Here is a 15,605-nt window from a genome sequence, read left to right as displayed (position 1 = left end):
ACCTTTGAGCGATAAAAGGTGCAACAGCAATGGAGGACCCCATGACCGAGATCGGCCATTACATCGACGGCGCGCGCATCGCCGGGACGTCCGGGCGCAGCCAGCCCGTATTCAACCCCGCCACCGGCGAGGCGGCGAAGACCGTCATGCTGGCGTCCGAAGCCGAGGTCGGGCAGGCGGTTGCCGCCGCCGCCGCCGCATGGCCCGCTTGGGCGAAGATGCCGCCGCTGCGCCGTGCGCGTATTCTCGACCGGTTCAAGACGATTCTGTGGGACCGGGCCGACCAACTGGCCGAGGCGATTTCGCTGGAACACGGCAAGACCCATGACGATGCGTTGGGCGAGGTGACGCGGGGTCTCGAGGTCGTCGAATTCGCCGTGGGCGCGCCGCACCTGTTGAAGGGCGATTTCACCGAGGACGTGGGGACCGGCGTGGACAGCAACTCGGTCCGCCAGCCGCTTGGCGTCGTGGCCGGGATCACTCCGTTCAACTTCCCCGCTATGGTGCCCATGTGGATGTTCCCCGTGGCGCTGGCCTGCGGCAACACTTTCGTGCTGAAGCCGTCCGAACGGGACCCGTCCGCATCGCTGATGATCGCCGACTGGCTGACCGAGGCGGGCCTGCCCAACGGCGTGTTCAACGTGGTGCAGGGCGACAAGGCTGCCGTTGACGCGCTGCTGACCCACCCGGACGTGAAGGCCGTCAGCTTCGTCGGCTCCACCCCCATCGCGCAGTATATCCACCAGACGGGCACGGCGCATGGCAAGCGGGTGCAGGCGCTGGGGGGTGCCAAGAACCACATGGTCATCCTTCCAGACGCGGATCTCGACATGGCGGCGAACGCGCTGATGGGGGCGGCTTACGGGTCCGCGGGCGAACGTTGCATGGCGATTTCCGTGGCGGTGCCCGTGACCGACGCCGTGGCCGACGCGCTGATCGAACGGCTGGTCCCGAAGATCGAGGCGTTAAAGGTCGGACCCGCCGCCGACCGTGCCTCGGACATGGGGCCTGTCGTCACGAAGGCAGCGCAGGAACGCATCCTTGGCTATATCGACAAGGGCGAGGCCGAGGGCGCGAAGATCGTCGTGGACGGGCGCGGATTCACCCCGCCGCAGGGCTACGAGAACGGCTATTTCGTGGGCCCGACCCTGATCGACAACGTAACCCCCGACATGACCATCTGGCGGGAGGAGATCTTCGGCCCGGTCCTGTCCGTGGTGCGGCGGCCCGATTACGATGCGGCGGTGGACCTGATCCACGCCCATGATTACGCCAACGGTGTCGCGATCTTCACCCGCGACGGCGATGCGGCGCGCACCTTCGCCCATGACGTCGAGGTCGGCATGGTTGGCGTCAATGTGCCGATCCCGGTGCCCATGGCGTTCCACAGCTTCGGGGGCTGGAAACAGTCGCTCTTCGGCGATCACCACATGCACGGCATGGAAGGGGTGCGGTTCTACACCCGGCTGAAAACGATCACGACGCGCTGGCCCACCGGTGTCAGGACCGACGCCGAATTCGTAATGCCGACCATGGGCTGACGGCACAGGGCGGCACGGGACGGCCGAGCCGCCCGCTTTTCTGACCGCCGCGCTGCGGCAGCGGTTTACACCTCTGCGGCGCGGCGGAATACTGCACCGGAAACGGCACGGGGCAGGGCATGGCCAAAGACGGACAGGCGGGTGAAAGCCGCACGGGATTGCTGCTGGTGGCCCCGCCGCTCGTCTATGCCGTGGCGCTGCTGGCTGGACCCATGGCGATGATCCTGCTGTTCAGTTTCTGGACGCAGGATTTTCTCGACATCGACACGACGCTGACCCTGAACAACTATCGGGAGGCGTTTCGCGACCCGATCTACCGCGAATTGATGGGCCGGTCGGTCTGGATCGCGGGCGTGGTGACGGCCGTGACGGTCGTGCTGGCCTTTCCCGTCGCCTATTTCATCTCGTTCCACGTGGCCCCGCGGCGCAAGGCGCTGTGGATCTTCCTCGTCACGATCCCGTTCTGGACCTCGTATCTCGTGCGGGTGTTTCTTTGGAAGGTGATCCTTGGCTTCAACGGCGTGCTGAACACATCGCTGATGGGGCTGGGCGTGATCGAGGAACCGCTGACCGTGATCCTGTATAACCTCAACGCGGTGGTCATCACGCTGGCGCACGCCTATGCGCCCTTCGCCATCCTGCCAATCTTCGTGGCGCTGGAACGCATCGACCGGTCGCTGCTGGAGGCCGCACGCGACCTCGGCGACAGTGCCTTGCGCGCGTTCTGGCGGGTGACACTGCCGCTGGCGATGCCGGGCGTGGTGGCCGCAAGCCTGATCGTCTTCATCCCCACCATTGGCGATTACGTCACGCCGCGGCTGGTCGGTGGGCCCGGCGGCCTGATGATCGCCAACATGATCCAGACACAGTTCCTGCGGCTCGACAATGCGCCCATGGGGGCGACGCTTGCGGTGTTGGCGATGCTGAGCGTGGGGGCGATTGCGCTCGTGTTCGTGTTGCTGAACCGCCGTTTCCTGAAAGGGCGCGGCTGATGCGGGGTCTGCGCGTCTACACGCTGGTCTACCTGCTGTTCCTTTACGCCCCAATCCTGCTGCTGCCGGTCTTCGCGTTCAATGCGTCCACCGTGATCGCCTTTCCGCTGGCGGGTTTCACGACCGAATGGTTCACGGAACTCGCCACGATCCCGGCGCTGCATACCGCCGTTCTGACCTCGCTCAAGATCGCCGGTGTCGTAGCGGTGGTGTCCACGCTGCTGGGCATCTGTGCCGCACGCGCCGCGGCGCGCTACCGCTTTCCGGGCAAGGCGGGGATCATGGGACTGATCATGCTGCCGCTGATCCTGCCGGAGATCATCGTGGCGGTGGCGCTGCTGGTGGTGTTCCTGCAGGTCGGGCTGCCGCTGACGTCGCTCACGGTGATTCTGGGGCATGTGCTGATCTGCACGCCCTTTTGCGTGGCGATCCTGAACGGGGCGTTCCAGTCGCTCGACCCCGCGCTGGAGGAGGCGGCGGTGGATCTGGGCGAAACCGGCTGGGGGGCGTTCCGCCTGATCATCCTGCCCCTTGTCATGCCCGGCATCATCGCGTCGCTGCTGATCGCCTTCACCATCTCCATGGACGAATTCATCGTCGCTTTCTTCGTGTCCGGGTCGGACGCCACCCTGCCGGTCTATCTGTGGGGGCAGTTGCGCTTTCCCCAGCGGCTGCCGGCGGTCATGGCGCTGGGGACGATCCTCGTGGCAGCGTCGGTGCTGCTGCTGACATTGGCCGAATTGGCCCGTCGCCGCGGCGTGCGCCGACGCGGCGGCCAAGATACCGGAGGCTTCCTGTGACCGCGCTGATTTCCCTGTCCGGCATCAACAAGACCTATGCCAGCTACCACGCGCTGCGGGATGTCAGTCTCGATATCGGGGCGGGAGAGTTCTTTTCGCTGCTGGGTCCGTCCGGCTGCGGCAAGACCACGCTGCTGCGCACCATCGCCGGGTTCGAGACCCCGGAGACCGGGCACCTTCGGATCGACGGGCGCGACATGCTGCGCGTGCCCGCCAACAAGCGGCCCACAAACATGGTGTTCCAGTCCTACGCGATCTTTCCGCATCTCAGCGTGGCCGAGAACGTGGGCTTCGGGCTGCGCCGGTCGGGCGATAACCGCGCCGAGAAGGCCGCCCGGATCGACGAGGCGCTCGGGATGGTGGGGTTGTCGGGCTATGGCGACCGTGCCGCCCATGCCCTGTCGGGCGGGCAGCGGCAGCGCGTGGCGCTGGCCCGCGCACTGATCCTGAAGCCCAAGGTGCTGCTGCTGGACGAACCGCTCTCGGCACTCGACAAGAAGATGCGCGAACAGATGCAGAGCGAATTGCGGCGGCTGCAACGGCAGGTCGGCATCACCTTCGTGCTGGTTACCCACGACCAGGAAGAGGCGCTCATCATGTCGGACCGCATCGCGGTGATGTTCGAGGGGGCCATCGCGCAGGTGGACACGCCGCAGGGCATCTACCGCGCGCCCCGGTCGCAGCAGGTCGCGGCCTTCATCGGGATGATGAATTTCCTGCCCGGCACGGTGCGGTCCGACGGCGGGCAGCTTCTGGCCGATATCGCGGGGCTTGGGACGATCCCGCTGCCGGGCGATCTGGCGGCAACCGCGCGGCTTGGTGCGGCACAGTTCGGCCTGCGTCCGGAAAGCCTGTCGATCATGTTCGGATCCGACCCGCTGCCCACGGGGCTGTTCAGCGACGGCACCGTGGCCGAGCGCGCCTATTACGGGGACATGACGTATTACGATATCGACCTGCCCGGTGGGGCGTCCCCAGTGACCTGTTCCATGAAGAACTTGCTGTCGCGCCCGGTTCTCGAACCCGGCAGCGCCGTGCGCGTTGCTTGGGAACCTGGTGCGCTGAGCCTGTTCCAGGACGTGTAAGCGGCCCGATTTCTGCCGGTCGCCGGGTCCGGCTACTGGGCGCGTTCGAGATACGCCATGACCGAAGGGCGCACCGACTGATGTCCCTCGGCGCGGGCGGCGTCGATCACGGCGCGCAATTCGGTCAGGTTCGTCTGGCGCAGCAGGTGCTTGACCGGACCCACTGATGCGGGGCGCATCGACAGCGCGCGCAGGCCCATGGCGGCAAAGCAGATTGCCTCCACGGGGCGGCCCGCATCCTCGCCGCAGAACGACAGGGGGGTTCCCGTCTCAGCGCAGCGGTTCACGATCTGCTCGATGAAGGTCAGGAAGCTGACGTTCAGCGTGTCATACCGCCGCCGCACCCGTTCGTTTTCCCGGTCGGCGGCGAAGAAGAACTGCTTCAGGTCGTTGCCGCCGATGGAGATGAAATCGGCCAGCTCGAAGAACTGCCGCGGCGCGAAGGCGAGGCTGGGGGTTTCCAGCATCGCGCCAATCTCCAGCCGTGCGGGCAGGACATGGCCCAGCTTGCGCTCGCGCTCCACCTCGTCCAGCAGCATCTGCCGCGCCTGACGGTATTCGTCGAACTGCGCGATGAAGGGAAACATTACCGTCAGCGCGCGTCCGTTCGCCGCCCGGATCAGCGCCTGCAACTGCATCCGCATGACGCCCTTCTTGTCGAGCCCCACGCGGATCGCCCGCCAGCCAAGCGCCGGGTTCGGTTCGTCCTGCGGCTTCATGTAAGGCAGGACCTTGTCCGACCCGATGTCGAGCGTGCGGAACGCCACCCGCTTGCCGTCCGCGGCATCCATGACGCGGGCATACAGGCTGGCCAGATCGCCCCGGCGCGGCACCTTGGACCGGATGAGGAACTGCAGTTCGGTGCGGAACAGGCCCACACCCTCGGCGCCCGACCCTTTCAGGCTGGGCAGGTCCGCCATCAGCCCCGCGTTCATGTAGAGCGCCACGCGCTGCCCGCAGCGGGTGGCCGCCGGCAGGTCGCGGATCGACGCATAGCGTTCCTGCGCCTTGGCCTGCATCGCCAGCTTGTCGCGGAAGGCCGATGTCACGGTATCGTCCGGGCGCAGATGCACCACGCCCTGGTCGCCGTCCACCAGGATGGCATCGCCGTTCAGCGCCTCCGTGGTGATGCCGGTCGCGTTCACGATCAGCGGGATCGCCCAGGCGCGCGCGATCACCGCCGCGTGGCTGCCGACCGACCCTTCTTCGAGCACGATACCCTTGAGTGTGCGACCGTATTCCAGCAACTCGCCGGGGCCGATATTGCGCGCGACCAGTACGGCGTCCTCGGGCCGATCCGCATGTGCGTCGCGCCCCTGTCCGGTCAGGATGCGCAGGAGCCGGTTTGACAGGTCGTCGAGATCGTGTAGCCGGTCGCGCAGATAGGCGTCGGGCACTGTCCGCATCCGCGCCTGTGCGGCGGATTGCTCCTTTTCCACCGCCGCCTCGGCCGACAAGCCGCGGGCGATGTCCTCCTCCATGCGCCGCAGCCAGCCCTTTGAATTGGCGAACATGCGATAGGTTTCCAGCACCTGCACATGGTCGCCTTCGATCTTGCCCGCATCCGCCAGCGCCGTGTCGAGCGATCCGCGCAGGGTCTTGATGGCGCGGCGCAGGCGCTTGAGCTCTTCCTCCGGGTCGTCGGCGATGGGGTTCGTCACGACGACGCGCGGGTCGTGCAGGAACACCCGGCCCTCGGCGGCACCTTCCTGGCCGATGCCGCCGCGGAACGCCTGGGCGCGCTTGTGGAGCGGCGTCAGCCCGCCGGCTTCCCCCATGATCGCGCCAAGTTCGGTCATCTCGGCCAGCACCATGGCCACGACTTCGAGCGCGTAGACCTCGTCCTCGGAAAAGCTGCGCGCCTGCTTGGACTGCACGACAAGCACACCCATCCGCTGGCCCAGCCGCTGCACCGGCACGCCAAGGAACGACGAATACACCTCCTCGCCCGTTTCGGGCATGAAGCGGAAACCGGGCTCCTGCGGGGCGTTCGCGCTGTTGATCGCGCGCGAGGTGGCGGCGACCCGCCCCACAAGCCCTTCGTTTAGCCGCATCCGGGTCTGGTGCACGGCTTCCGCGCGCAGCCCTTCGGTCGCGCAAAGCTCAAGCGTGTCGTTGTCGCGGAACAGGTAGATCGAGCACACCTCGGTGCGCATGCTGTCGGCGATCAGATGGGTGATCCGGTCAAGCCGTTCCTGCCCGGCATCCCCTTCGGCCATCGCCTGTCGCAGGCGGCCAAGCAGTTTGCGGCTTTCGGTTTCCGTCGCTTGGGGCATGCGGCTCCGTCAGGAGGGGGTCTCCAGCTCGAAGGCATCATGGAGTGCCTGAACCGCCAGTTCCATATATTTCCGGTCGATCAGGACCGAAATCTTGATCTCTGACGTGGCGATGACCTTGATGTTGATGTTCTCGTCGCGCAACGCCTTGAACATCCGCGCGGCGACGCCGGCATGGCTGCGCATCCCGATCCCCACGACGGAAATCTTGCACACGTCCGTGTCGGTGACGAGTTCGCCGAAATCGATCTCGCCGCGGGCCTTGGCCTCCATGATCGCGCGTTCGGCGCGCGCGACCTGGTCGTTGGGGCAGGAAAAGGTCATGTCCGTCACCACGCCCGGGTGATCGTCGTAATCCTTCTCGCCGATGTTCTGGACGATCATGTCCACGTTCACGCCGGCATCCGCCAGCGGGCCGAAGATCGCGGCGGCGATGCCGGGCCGGTCCTCCACCGTCACCAGCGTGATCTTGGCCTCATCGCGGGAATAGGCGACACCGGATACGACCTTGCTTTCCATGATTTCCTCCTCGTCGCACACGAGCGTGCCGGAATTTTCGGTGCTGTCCTCGAAGGACGACAGAACGCGCAGGCGCACCTTGTAGCGCATGGCGAGTTCGACCGACCGCGTCTGCAAGACCTTCGCGCCGAGACTTGCGAGTTCCAGCATTTCCTCGAACGCGATGCGGTCGAGCTTGCGGGCTTTCGACGTGATACGCGGGTCGGTGGTATAGACGCCGTCCACGTCGGTGTAGATGTCGCAGCGTTCGGCATCGAACGCGGCGGCGAAGGCCACGGCGGTCGTGTCGGACCCGCCGCGCCCCAGCGTGGTAATGCGGCCCTCAGGGCTGATCCCCTGGAAGCCTGCCACCACGGCGACCTTCATGCCTTCGGCGAATTTCTGGTCGATGTTGTGGCGTGGAATGCTTTCGATGCGTGCCGCCGAATGCGCGGAAGTGGTCATCAGCGGCACCTGCCAGCCCTGCCAGCTGCGCGCCGGCACGTCCATTTCCTGAAGCGTCAGCGCCATTAGCCCGGCGGTCACGTTCTCGCCCGACGACACGACCGCATCGTATTCACGCGCGTCGAAGAAGGGCGAGGTGTCGTTTACCCAGCCCACAAGTTCGTTGGTCTTGCCCGACATGGCCGACACGATGACGATCACGTCAAAGCCGCGTTCGACCTCTGCCCGGACCTTCGATGCAGCGTTGCGGATGCGGTCCAGATCGGCCACGGAGGTGCCGCCGAATTTCATCACAAGGATCGGCATGGTCGCTGTCTTGCCCCCGTCGCAGCCCCGAAAAGGCCGCACCGCAGGGGCCTCTTGTCAGTCGGCGCTGTTTAGGCAAGGCGGGGCTGCTGCGCAAGGGAAAGCCGCGCGGCTGGACGCCCTCGCTATCGCCCGGTCCGATGCCGCGGACGAAGCCCGATCCAGCAGGGCGGCCGCAGAAAGCCCGCGGCGATCAGTTCGCCTTCTTGCTGTCCATGAAGGGCAGGGGGATCACCGAGATCCCTTCCTCGACGAGACGGCGGGCTTCCCTCGGATCGGCCTCCCCGCGGATCGCGCGTTCCGGCGCCTGGCCCGTATGGATCGCGCGCGCTTCGTGCACGAAATTCCGGCCGACATCCTCGGTTTCGCGTTCCACCTGTTTGCGGACGGCCCGGATCAGGCGGGCAAGCTTGCTGTCGCTTGGTGCCGACAGGCTTTGGCGCGGCGCGGTGTCGGCAGCGGGCACGTCCGGTTCAGTTGCCGACCGCGCGGTCCGCACGCGCGGCGCCATCAGCGCACGATCAAGGCTGCGGCCGCCGCAAACAGCGCATTCCAGCCGCCCCGCATCGCGCAGGTCGTCGAAGGCGGTGCTTGACGCGAACCAGCTTTCAAAACTGTGCCCGGTGCTGCATTTGAGCGTGTAACGGATCATCGACCCCATCCAACGTCAGAGCGCTGCAACATAGCCGCATCGGGGCATTTGCCAAGCCGGAAAGCGAGGGCGATTCAATGATGTCCCGGGGGCTGCATCACGGCGTCAGGGCTGCCGGATCGAAGCTACGCAGGATGGTCTTGAGTTCCGCTTCGTCCACAAGCTCGGCCGCCCGTTTCCGCGAGAACCAGCGCCGCTTGCGTTGCTCGGCCTCGGGATACTTTCGGCGCAGCTTGCGCACCCGCAGCGGGAACAGGGCCACGCGCACAGGTGTACCGCGGCCGTCCTCGGCAAGCTTGTCATAGCCGTAGACCCCCGCGCAGACGGGCTTTGCGCGCCCTTCGACCCCGGCTTCCTCGAAGGCTTCCACGGTGGCACTGCCCGCGGGGGTCTGGCCTTTGACCGGCCAGCCCTTGGGCACGATCCAGCGCCCGGTCCCGCGACTGGTGATCAGCAGGATTTCGATCTTGCCGTTCTTTTCGCGGTAACACAGCGCGCCAAATTGTTCGGCGTCCTGCGAAGACGCAGGACGGGCGCTGTCTTTGGTCGGTATACGGGCGGAAAAGGACACGGGGACGTAAAGTTCCATTCGAATGCAAGGGGGTGCGAATGCGCGTGCCAAGGGCTACGTGCCTTTGGGTCAGCATCGGCTACAGCACGTGGCAGGCGCATGTCCACCCGGATCACCTTGCAAGTTGTCCAGTTGCCGCGCAGGCACATCGGCTTATGTGGCTCAGCCGTAAGGTGTCGATACGGGAGCACGCGATGACATCGTTCCGGACCATGTTGCGCAGCATCGTTCTGGGGGTGACAACCGTTGCGGCATTGCCCGCGGCAGGGTTCGAATTCGCATCGATCGACGGTGGCATGCTGAACGTCGCGGACTGGCAAGGGCAGCCCGTGCTGGTGGTGAACACGGCATCGCGGTGCGGCTTTACGCAACAGTACGAAGGGTTACAGGCGCTGCACGAAACCTACGGGCCGCGGGGGCTGGTAGTGCTGGCGGTGCCGTCCAACGATTTCCGGCAGGAGCTGGCGGATGCGGAGGCTGTCAAGGACTTCTGCGAGGTCACGTTCGGACTGACGCTGCCGATGACCGACATCACGTCGGTGCGCGGCCCCGACGCGCATCCGTTCTACCGCTGGCTTTCCGACAACCACGGTTTCACGCCGCGCTGGAACTTCAACAAGGTGCTGCTGGACGGGTCGGGGGCAGTGGTGGCCACGTGGGGGTCCATGACCCGCCCGCAATCGCCCGAGATCACGGGCCGGATCGAGGCGCTGCTCGCCCCGTGACCACCGGCACGACGGTCGCTGCGCCCGGGGCGCCCGACGGCGCCGTGGCAGGGCCGGTATTCATTGGATCCGAGGTGTATCGCGGCTCGTCCTATGGCCGCTGGCACCCGCTTGCCGTGCCGCGCGTGCCGCAGGTCATGGACCTGTGCCGCGCGTTGGGATGGCTGCCAGCGGGGCAGTACCGCATCAGCCCGCGCGCGCGCCCGGCGGCGCTGACACTGTGGCATACGCCCGACTACGTCGCAGCGCTCCAGCAGGCGGAGGCGGAGCAGGCGGCAAGCCCGGCGGTGCAGGCGCGGCACAATATCGGCACGACGGCCAACCCGATCTTCCCCGAGATGTTTCGCCGCCCCGCCACCGGTGTCGGCGGGGTCATGCTGGCGGCGACCCTGCTGCGCCATGGCGGGGTGGTGCACGCGCCCGGTGGCGGGACCCATCACGGCCTGCCCGACCGCGCCAACGGGTTTTGCTATTTCAACGATCCGGTCATTGCAGTGCTGGCCCTGCGGGCCGAGGGCTGCGCGCGGATCGCCTATGTCGATATCGACGCGCATCATTGTGACGGGGTGGACCATGCCTTCGCGAACGATCCCGCCGTGCTCACCGTGTCGGTGCACGAAGAAAACCGCTGGCCCCGGACGGGTGCGATCACGGATCGCGGCTGCGGGAACCTCGTGAACCTGCCGGTGCCGAAAGGTCTGAACGACAACGAGATGGCGCTGATCCGCGACGACCTCATCCTGCGGCGTGTCGCCGGGTTCCGCCCCGACGCCATCGTGATGCAATGCGGTGCCGACGCGCTGGCCGAGGATCCGATGTCGCGGCTTTCGCTGTCCAACAATGCCCATATCGCCATCCTGCGGGGGCTGCGTGCCCTGTCGCCAAGGCTCATGGTTCTGGGCGGCGGGGGCTACAACCCTTGGTCCGTGGGTCGTCTGTGGACGCGCGTCTGGGCGGAACTGGCCGGCCATCCCGTGCCCGACCGGTTGCCACCGCCCGCCCGCGCCGTGCTGGACGGGCTGCGCTGGACCGGCCTGCGGGAACGCCGCCCGGTCCAACTCCATTGGCGGGATACCTTGCGCGATCTTCCCGCCGAGGGCCCGATCCGCGACGCGATCCGCACGCGCATCGCCGCGCATGGGCGCGCGATGGTCTGACCGGTTGCGCCCGCCCTTGCGGCGCCGATGCGCAGGCGCTAGGTCCGCATCAAGGATGAAAGGGGAAAGGCCGCATGTTCACAGGGATCATCACCGATATCGGGCGCATCGTCGATCTGGAACAGCGCGGCGACCTGACCGCGCGGATCGCCACCGGGTACGACATGGCGGCCGTGGCGCTTGGCGCCTCCATCGCCTGCGACGGCGTGTGCCTGACGGTCACGGGCAAGGGCAACGCCCCTGCGGGCGGCTGGTTCCAGGTCGATATCTCGGCCGAAACCGTGTCGAAGACGAATATCGGGGCGGGCTGGACACCGGGCAAGCGGATCAACCTTGAACGCGCGTTGCGCGTGGGCGACGAGCTGGGCGGGCATATCGTGTCGGGGCATGTGGACGGCGTGGCCGAGATCACGGCGATCCGGGACGAGGGCGACAGCACCCGCGTGACCCTGCGCGCGCCCGATGCGCTGGCACGGTTCATCGCGCCGAAGGGGTCCGTGGCTCTGAACGGAACATCGCTGACCGTGAACGAGGTGGAGGGTCCGTTGTTCGGGATCAACTTCATCCCCCATACCAAGGCGGTGACGACCTGGGGCGATGCCGCGGTCGGCGATGCCGTGAACCTCGAGATCGATACGCTCGCCCGCTACGTCGCGCGCCTCCAGGATTGGGCCGGCTGAACGGTCCGCGCGGGATCATCGATCCCCCACCGGCGCGCCGCTGTCCGGCATAGGGCCTCTGGTCAATTGCAGCGCGCTCGACTATGTGTCGCCGCCAGTCCAAGCAGGTGCCCTGATGTCCGACCCCAACGACTCCTTCGACTACGCCGACGCGATCTCCAGCGTCGAGGAAATCATCGACGATGCGCGCAACGGGCGCATGTTCATCCTCGTCGATCACGAGGACCGGGAGAACGAGGGCGATCTCGTCATTCCGGCGCAGATGGCGACGCCCGACGCGATCAACTTCATGGCAACCCATGGCCGCGGGCTGATCTGCTTGACCCTGACGGGCACGCGGATCGATGCGCTTGGGCTGCCGCTTATGGCATCGACCAACTCGTCCCGCCACGAAACCGCGTTCACCGTGTCGATCGAGGCGCGCGAGGGTGTGTCCACCGGCATATCCGCCCATGACCGGGCGCTGACAGTCGCCGTGGCGATCGATGCGTCCAAGGGGGCGGCGGATATTGCCACGCCCGGTCACATCTTTCCCCTGCGCGCCCGCGATGGCGGGGTGCTAGTCCGCGCGGGTCATACCGAAGCGGCTGTCGATATCGCGCGGCTGGCCGGACTGAACCCGTCCGGCGTGATCTGCGAGATCATGCGCGAAGACGGGTCCATGGCGCGCCTGCCGGATTTGATCGCCTTCGCGCAGCACCACAACCTGAAGATCGGCACGATCTCCGACCTGATCGCCTATCGCCGCCGCCACGACAATCTCGTGCGGATCCGCGAGGAACGGAACATCGAGAGTGAATTCGGCGGGCAGTGGCAGATGCGCGTCTATACCGACGAAACACAGGGCGCGGAACACATCGCCCTCATCAAGGGCGATATCTCCACACCCGAACCGGTGCTGGTGCGGATGCACGCGCTGGACCCGATGCTTGACATGGTGGGTACCGGACCCATGGGCCGCGCCTATGAATTCTCGCAGGCCATGAAGGCCGTGGCCGACGAAGGCCGCGGTGTCGTCGTGCTGTTGCGGGACCTGCACATGAAGCTTGCCGCGTCGGCGGAGGCATCGCCGCAGACCCTGCGGCAATACGGACTCGGGGCGCAGATCCTGTCCTCGCTCGGGCTGTCGCGGCTTGAACTGCTGACCAACTCGCCCACGCCGAAGGTCGTGGGGCTCGAAGCCTACGGTCTCGAAATCACGGGCACCCGCAAGATCTCGGAGTTGGGCTGATGGCCGGACCGACCCATGACAGCCTGCCGCGCCCCGTGTTCGACGCGCCAGCGCCGCGTATCCTGATCGTGCGCGCACCGTACTACCGCGACATCTCGGCGGCGCTGCTGCAAGGCGCGCAGGCGGAGCTGGAGGCGGCAGGCGCAACCCATGACTTGCTGGACGTGCCCGGTGCGCTCGAACTGCCCCCGGCGATCCGGCAAGCCGACCGCAGCGGCGATTTCGACGGCTTCGTGGCGCTGGGATGCGTGATCCGCGGCGAGACGACCCATTACGACACCGTGTGCAACGACAGCTCACGCGGGCTGATGCAGCTTGGCCTTGCGGGCTATTGCATCGGCAACGGCATCCTGACCGTGGAAACCTATGACCAGGCCGCAGTGCGCGCGGATCCCGCGGGCCAGAACAAGGGCGGCGGGGCTGCGGCAGCCGCACTGCATCTGGTGGCGGCAGGCCGTCGTTTTGGCCGGCGAACCAGTGGCGCAGGCTTCGTGCCCGCCTCGGCGGACAGGGATCGGTGAGCGCAGTGACCAACGAAACCGCGCGACAGCGGCGTGAAATGCGGTCCGCCGCGCGTTTCTTCGCGGTGCAGGCGCTGTTCCAGATGGAACGCGGCGACCAGACTCTGGACAAGGTCCTGCGCGAATTCGAAGATCACCGGTTCGGCGAGCGGTTCGAGGATTACGAGATGGTGGAGGCCGATCTCGGCCTGTTCCGGCGGCTTGTCACGGACGCAGTCAACTGGCAGGCGCGCATCGACCAGCTCACCGACCGTGCGCTGGTGGCCAAGTGGCCCATCGCGCGGATCGACCCCACGCTGCGCGCACTATTCCGGGCGGCGGGGGCAGAGCTGGTGAATTCGGACACGCCGCCGAAGCGTGTGATCGCTGATTTCGTGACAGTTGCGGAAGCGTTCTTTCCCGAGGGCCGCGAGCCCAAATTCGTAAATGCCGTGCTGGACCACATGGCGCGCGAGACCAAGCCGGAAGCCTTCTGAGTTCCAACGGCGCGTGGGGCCTGCGACGGCGCGGGCACTGGTCGCCATGCCGCTGCCGCGCTAGCTCTGGTAACAGGAGGGCAAAGTCATGCCGCATCTCGTCAGGGTCTATATCCGTCAAGTCATCATCGGATACGCGATCTCCGCAGCGTTCGTAGTGCTTCTGCTGGCGTTCGACGTTGCGAACCTGTGGTCGCTCATCTCGGGTTCGCCGGTCGGCTGGCTGGCGTGCCTGATGCTGTGGATCTTTAACGGGATCGTTTTCGCGGGCGTCCAGTTCGCGCTGGCCTTGCCAAGGGGGCATGGCGCGGACGACGGCGGTAGCGGTCGCCGCGACGCCGTTCATGGCGTGCTTGCGGACCCCGTGGCCGTGCGTCACACCAACCGGTAGACATGGGCGGCTACCAGAAAATTAGTTAATTTTCTGGGTCGCGCGCCAAGGATCGCGCAAGGGCTTCACCATGTGCAGGGACAGAGCTAGCGGCGGGCCCGCGCGCAACCGTGGAGGCTTGCTATTCCCGAGAGCCTGTTTGTACAGGTGGGCGCCGGTTAACATGACCAGGGCCATGACAGAGCCAGCCCCCTCGGTTTCGCTTAAGGCCACTGGAATTGAGCCACAGGCACGGGAAGGGCAGCACCCGCCTCCATCGCAGGTAATACGCAACGCGGCCGACGGCAAGGGTTCATCTGCTTGCAATCTGTTCATGGGCTGTTCATGGTTTGGGCCATGGTCGAACACGCACCCATCCAGACCGGCGCTGCGCCGGGCGTCGCGCTCGCCAGGGGCGTGGCGCGGCACCTACGGGAGATCGGTTTCCTGGCGCTTACGGAGGTCACGCTGCCCAGCGGTTTGCGTGCCGACCTGATGGCGCTTGGACCTGCGGGCGAGGTCTGGATCGTGGAGTGCAAATCCTGCCGTGCGGATTATCGGACGGACGACAAGTGGCCGGGATACGTCGATTGGGCGGACCGGTTCTTCTTTGCGGTCTCAGCAGGATTTCCCAGGGATATCCTGCCTGTAGCATGCGGTCTTATCCTGGCGGATGGCTACGGCGCGGAACTGGTGCGGATGCCGGACGAACATCGGCTGGCACCTGCGCGCCGCAAGGCACTGACCTTGCGGTTCGCGCGGATGGCGGCGGCGCGGCAGCTGGCGGTCACCGACCCCGGCGCGGCGGGGTTTTCCGGCTGACGGCACGGGCCTGTTCGGCGGCGGCCATGATTTCCTGTGCGATTTCCTCGGCTTCGTCGGGGTCGAAGTCCATTGGAATCTCGGCGTTTTCGGCTTCGACGAAGATGCGGACCATGCCCTTGTCGGTGGGGCCGATCTGGAGATTGGCGACGATGTCGCTTTCGGTGTTGATGCCCATGGCATGCTCCTTTTCGTCGCGCGCTTAGCCTGTCGGGCGCCATAAAACAAGTGTTTGCAGCGTGTTGCGAGGGGGCTTGCAATCGGCATTCGGGGGGGCTAGACACCCGCAGCGTGCCGCCTTAGCTCAGTTGGTTAGAGCGCTGGATTGTGGATCCAGAGGTCCCCTGTTCAAGCCAGGGAGGCGGTACCATCCCCCTGAAATCGCTGACTTTGTTCGCAAGCCGCGCCACCTGTACGGGCGACGGTGTGCGCATCGG

At 66.3% G+C, this 15,605-nt stretch carries 17 protein-coding genes and 1 tRNA gene; 13 read left to right on the top strand and 5 right to left on the bottom strand.

Translation table 11 applies throughout. The annotated features are described in order from the left end of the window. The first annotated feature begins 41 nt into the window (after positions 1-41). From DDE13_RS10020 to DDE13_RS10005, 4 genes are all read left to right on the top strand, one after another. Positions 42-1,541, top strand: a complete 1,500-nt coding sequence (locus DDE13_RS10020) for a CoA-acylating methylmalonate-semialdehyde dehydrogenase (protein ID WP_111403964.1) — start codon at positions 42-44, stop codon at positions 1,539-1,541. 119 nt (positions 1,542-1,660) lie between these two features. Beyond that, the gene (locus DDE13_RS10015) at positions 1,661-2,533 is read left to right on the top strand and encodes an ABC transporter permease (RefSeq protein WP_111403942.1); all 873 of its coding nucleotides are present in this window, start codon (positions 1,661-1,663) and stop codon (positions 2,531-2,533) included. Next, positions 2,533-3,333: an ABC transporter permease gene (locus DDE13_RS10010; RefSeq protein WP_111403941.1), complete on the top strand. Its 801-nt coding sequence runs from the start codon at positions 2,533-2,535 to the stop codon at positions 3,331-3,333. The genes DDE13_RS10015 and DDE13_RS10010 overlap by 1 nt, the downstream gene beginning before the upstream one ends. Beyond that, positions 3,330-4,418, top strand: a complete 1,089-nt coding sequence (locus DDE13_RS10005; RefSeq protein WP_111403940.1) for an ABC transporter ATP-binding protein — start codon at positions 3,330-3,332, stop codon at positions 4,416-4,418. The genes DDE13_RS10010 and DDE13_RS10005 overlap by 4 nt, the downstream gene beginning before the upstream one ends. Positions 4,419-4,450: 32 nt before the next feature. Here the strand turns inward: DDE13_RS10005 and ptsP are convergent, their stop codons facing one another. The 4 genes from ptsP to DDE13_RS09985 all read right to left on the bottom strand — a co-directional run bounded on the left by ptsP (position 4,451) and on the right by DDE13_RS09985 (position 9,204). Further along, positions 4,451-6,694, bottom strand: a complete 2,244-nt coding sequence (gene ptsP / locus DDE13_RS10000) for a phosphoenolpyruvate--protein phosphotransferase (RefSeq protein WP_111403939.1) — start codon at positions 6,692-6,694, stop codon at positions 4,451-4,453. 9 nt (positions 6,695-6,703) lie between these two features. Further along, entirely contained in the window at positions 6,704-7,963 is a 1,260-nt protein-coding gene (locus tag DDE13_RS09995; protein WP_111403938.1) for an aspartate kinase, read from the bottom strand. A gap of 193 nt (positions 7,964-8,156) precedes the next feature. Continuing rightward, positions 8,157-8,615, bottom strand: coding sequence for a DUF1178 family protein (locus DDE13_RS09990; protein WP_111403963.1), 459 nt, complete (start codon positions 8,613-8,615; stop codon positions 8,157-8,159). 97 nt (positions 8,616-8,712) lie between these two features. Beyond that, positions 8,713-9,204: an NUDIX hydrolase gene (locus DDE13_RS09985; protein ID WP_111403937.1), complete on the bottom strand. Its 492-nt coding sequence runs from the start codon at positions 9,202-9,204 to the stop codon at positions 8,713-8,715. Between the two features lie 176 nt (positions 9,205-9,380). Between DDE13_RS09985 and DDE13_RS09980 the strand changes: the two genes are divergently transcribed. The 8 genes from DDE13_RS09980 to DDE13_RS09945 all read left to right on the top strand — a co-directional run bounded on the left by DDE13_RS09980 (position 9,381) and on the right by DDE13_RS09945 (position 15,168). Beyond that, entirely contained in the window at positions 9,381-9,911 is a 531-nt protein-coding gene (locus DDE13_RS09980) for a glutathione peroxidase (RefSeq protein ID WP_394340296.1), read from the top strand. Next, complete coding sequence (locus DDE13_RS09975) at positions 9,908-11,068, top strand: acetoin utilization protein AcuC (RefSeq protein WP_235868658.1); 1,161 nt, start codon at positions 9,908-9,910, stop codon at positions 11,066-11,068. The genes DDE13_RS09980 and DDE13_RS09975 overlap by 4 nt, the downstream gene beginning before the upstream one ends. 74 nt (positions 11,069-11,142) lie before the next feature. Beyond that, positions 11,143-11,748, top strand: a complete 606-nt coding sequence (locus DDE13_RS09970; protein ID WP_111403935.1) for a riboflavin synthase — start codon at positions 11,143-11,145, stop codon at positions 11,746-11,748. 115 nt (positions 11,749-11,863) lie between these two features. Next, complete coding sequence (gene ribB / locus DDE13_RS09965; RefSeq protein ID WP_111403934.1) at positions 11,864-12,979, top strand: 3,4-dihydroxy-2-butanone-4-phosphate synthase; 1,116 nt, start codon at positions 11,864-11,866, stop codon at positions 12,977-12,979. Then, positions 12,979-13,500: a 6,7-dimethyl-8-ribityllumazine synthase gene (locus tag DDE13_RS09960; protein WP_111403933.1), complete on the top strand. Its 522-nt coding sequence runs from the start codon at positions 12,979-12,981 to the stop codon at positions 13,498-13,500. The genes ribB and DDE13_RS09960 overlap by 1 nt, the downstream gene beginning before the upstream one ends. Before the next feature lie 38 nt (positions 13,501-13,538). Then, entirely contained in the window at positions 13,539-13,976 is a 438-nt protein-coding gene (nusB, locus tag DDE13_RS09955) for a transcription antitermination factor NusB (RefSeq protein ID WP_111403961.1), read from the top strand. Positions 13,977-14,064: 88 nt separating this feature from the next. Further along, on the top strand, positions 14,065-14,367 hold the full coding sequence (locus DDE13_RS09950) for a hypothetical protein (RefSeq protein WP_111403932.1): 303 nt from the start codon (positions 14,065-14,067) through the stop codon (positions 14,365-14,367). A 324-nt stretch (positions 14,368-14,691) separates the two neighbouring features. Further along, positions 14,692-15,168 (top strand): MmcB family DNA repair protein, encoded by a 477-nt coding sequence (locus DDE13_RS09945; protein WP_235868657.1) that lies wholly within the window; start codon positions 14,692-14,694, stop codon positions 15,166-15,168. On the opposite strand, the gene DDE13_RS09940 is transcribed toward DDE13_RS09945, so the two are convergent. Further along, the gene (locus DDE13_RS09940; RefSeq protein ID WP_111403930.1) at positions 15,134-15,346 is read right to left on the bottom strand and encodes a DUF6324 family protein; all 213 of its coding nucleotides are present in this window, start codon (positions 15,344-15,346) and stop codon (positions 15,134-15,136) included. The two genes, DDE13_RS09945 and DDE13_RS09940, sit on opposite strands and share 35 nt — an antisense overlap. Before the next feature lie 115 nt (positions 15,347-15,461). On the opposite strand from DDE13_RS09940, the gene DDE13_RS09935 reads away from it, so the two are divergent. Further along, positions 15,462-15,538, top strand: a tRNA-His gene (locus tag DDE13_RS09935). Positions 15,539-15,605: the final 67 nt, after the last annotated feature.

Source organism: Meridianimarinicoccus zhengii (genome assembly GCF_003254465.1).
Taxonomy (GTDB): domain Bacteria; phylum Pseudomonadota; class Alphaproteobacteria; order Rhodobacterales; family Rhodobacteraceae; genus Meridianimarinicoccus; species Meridianimarinicoccus zhengii.
The sequence above is the reverse complement of the archived record's forward strand: the minus strand, read 5'-3'. Positions and strand labels throughout refer to the sequence as shown.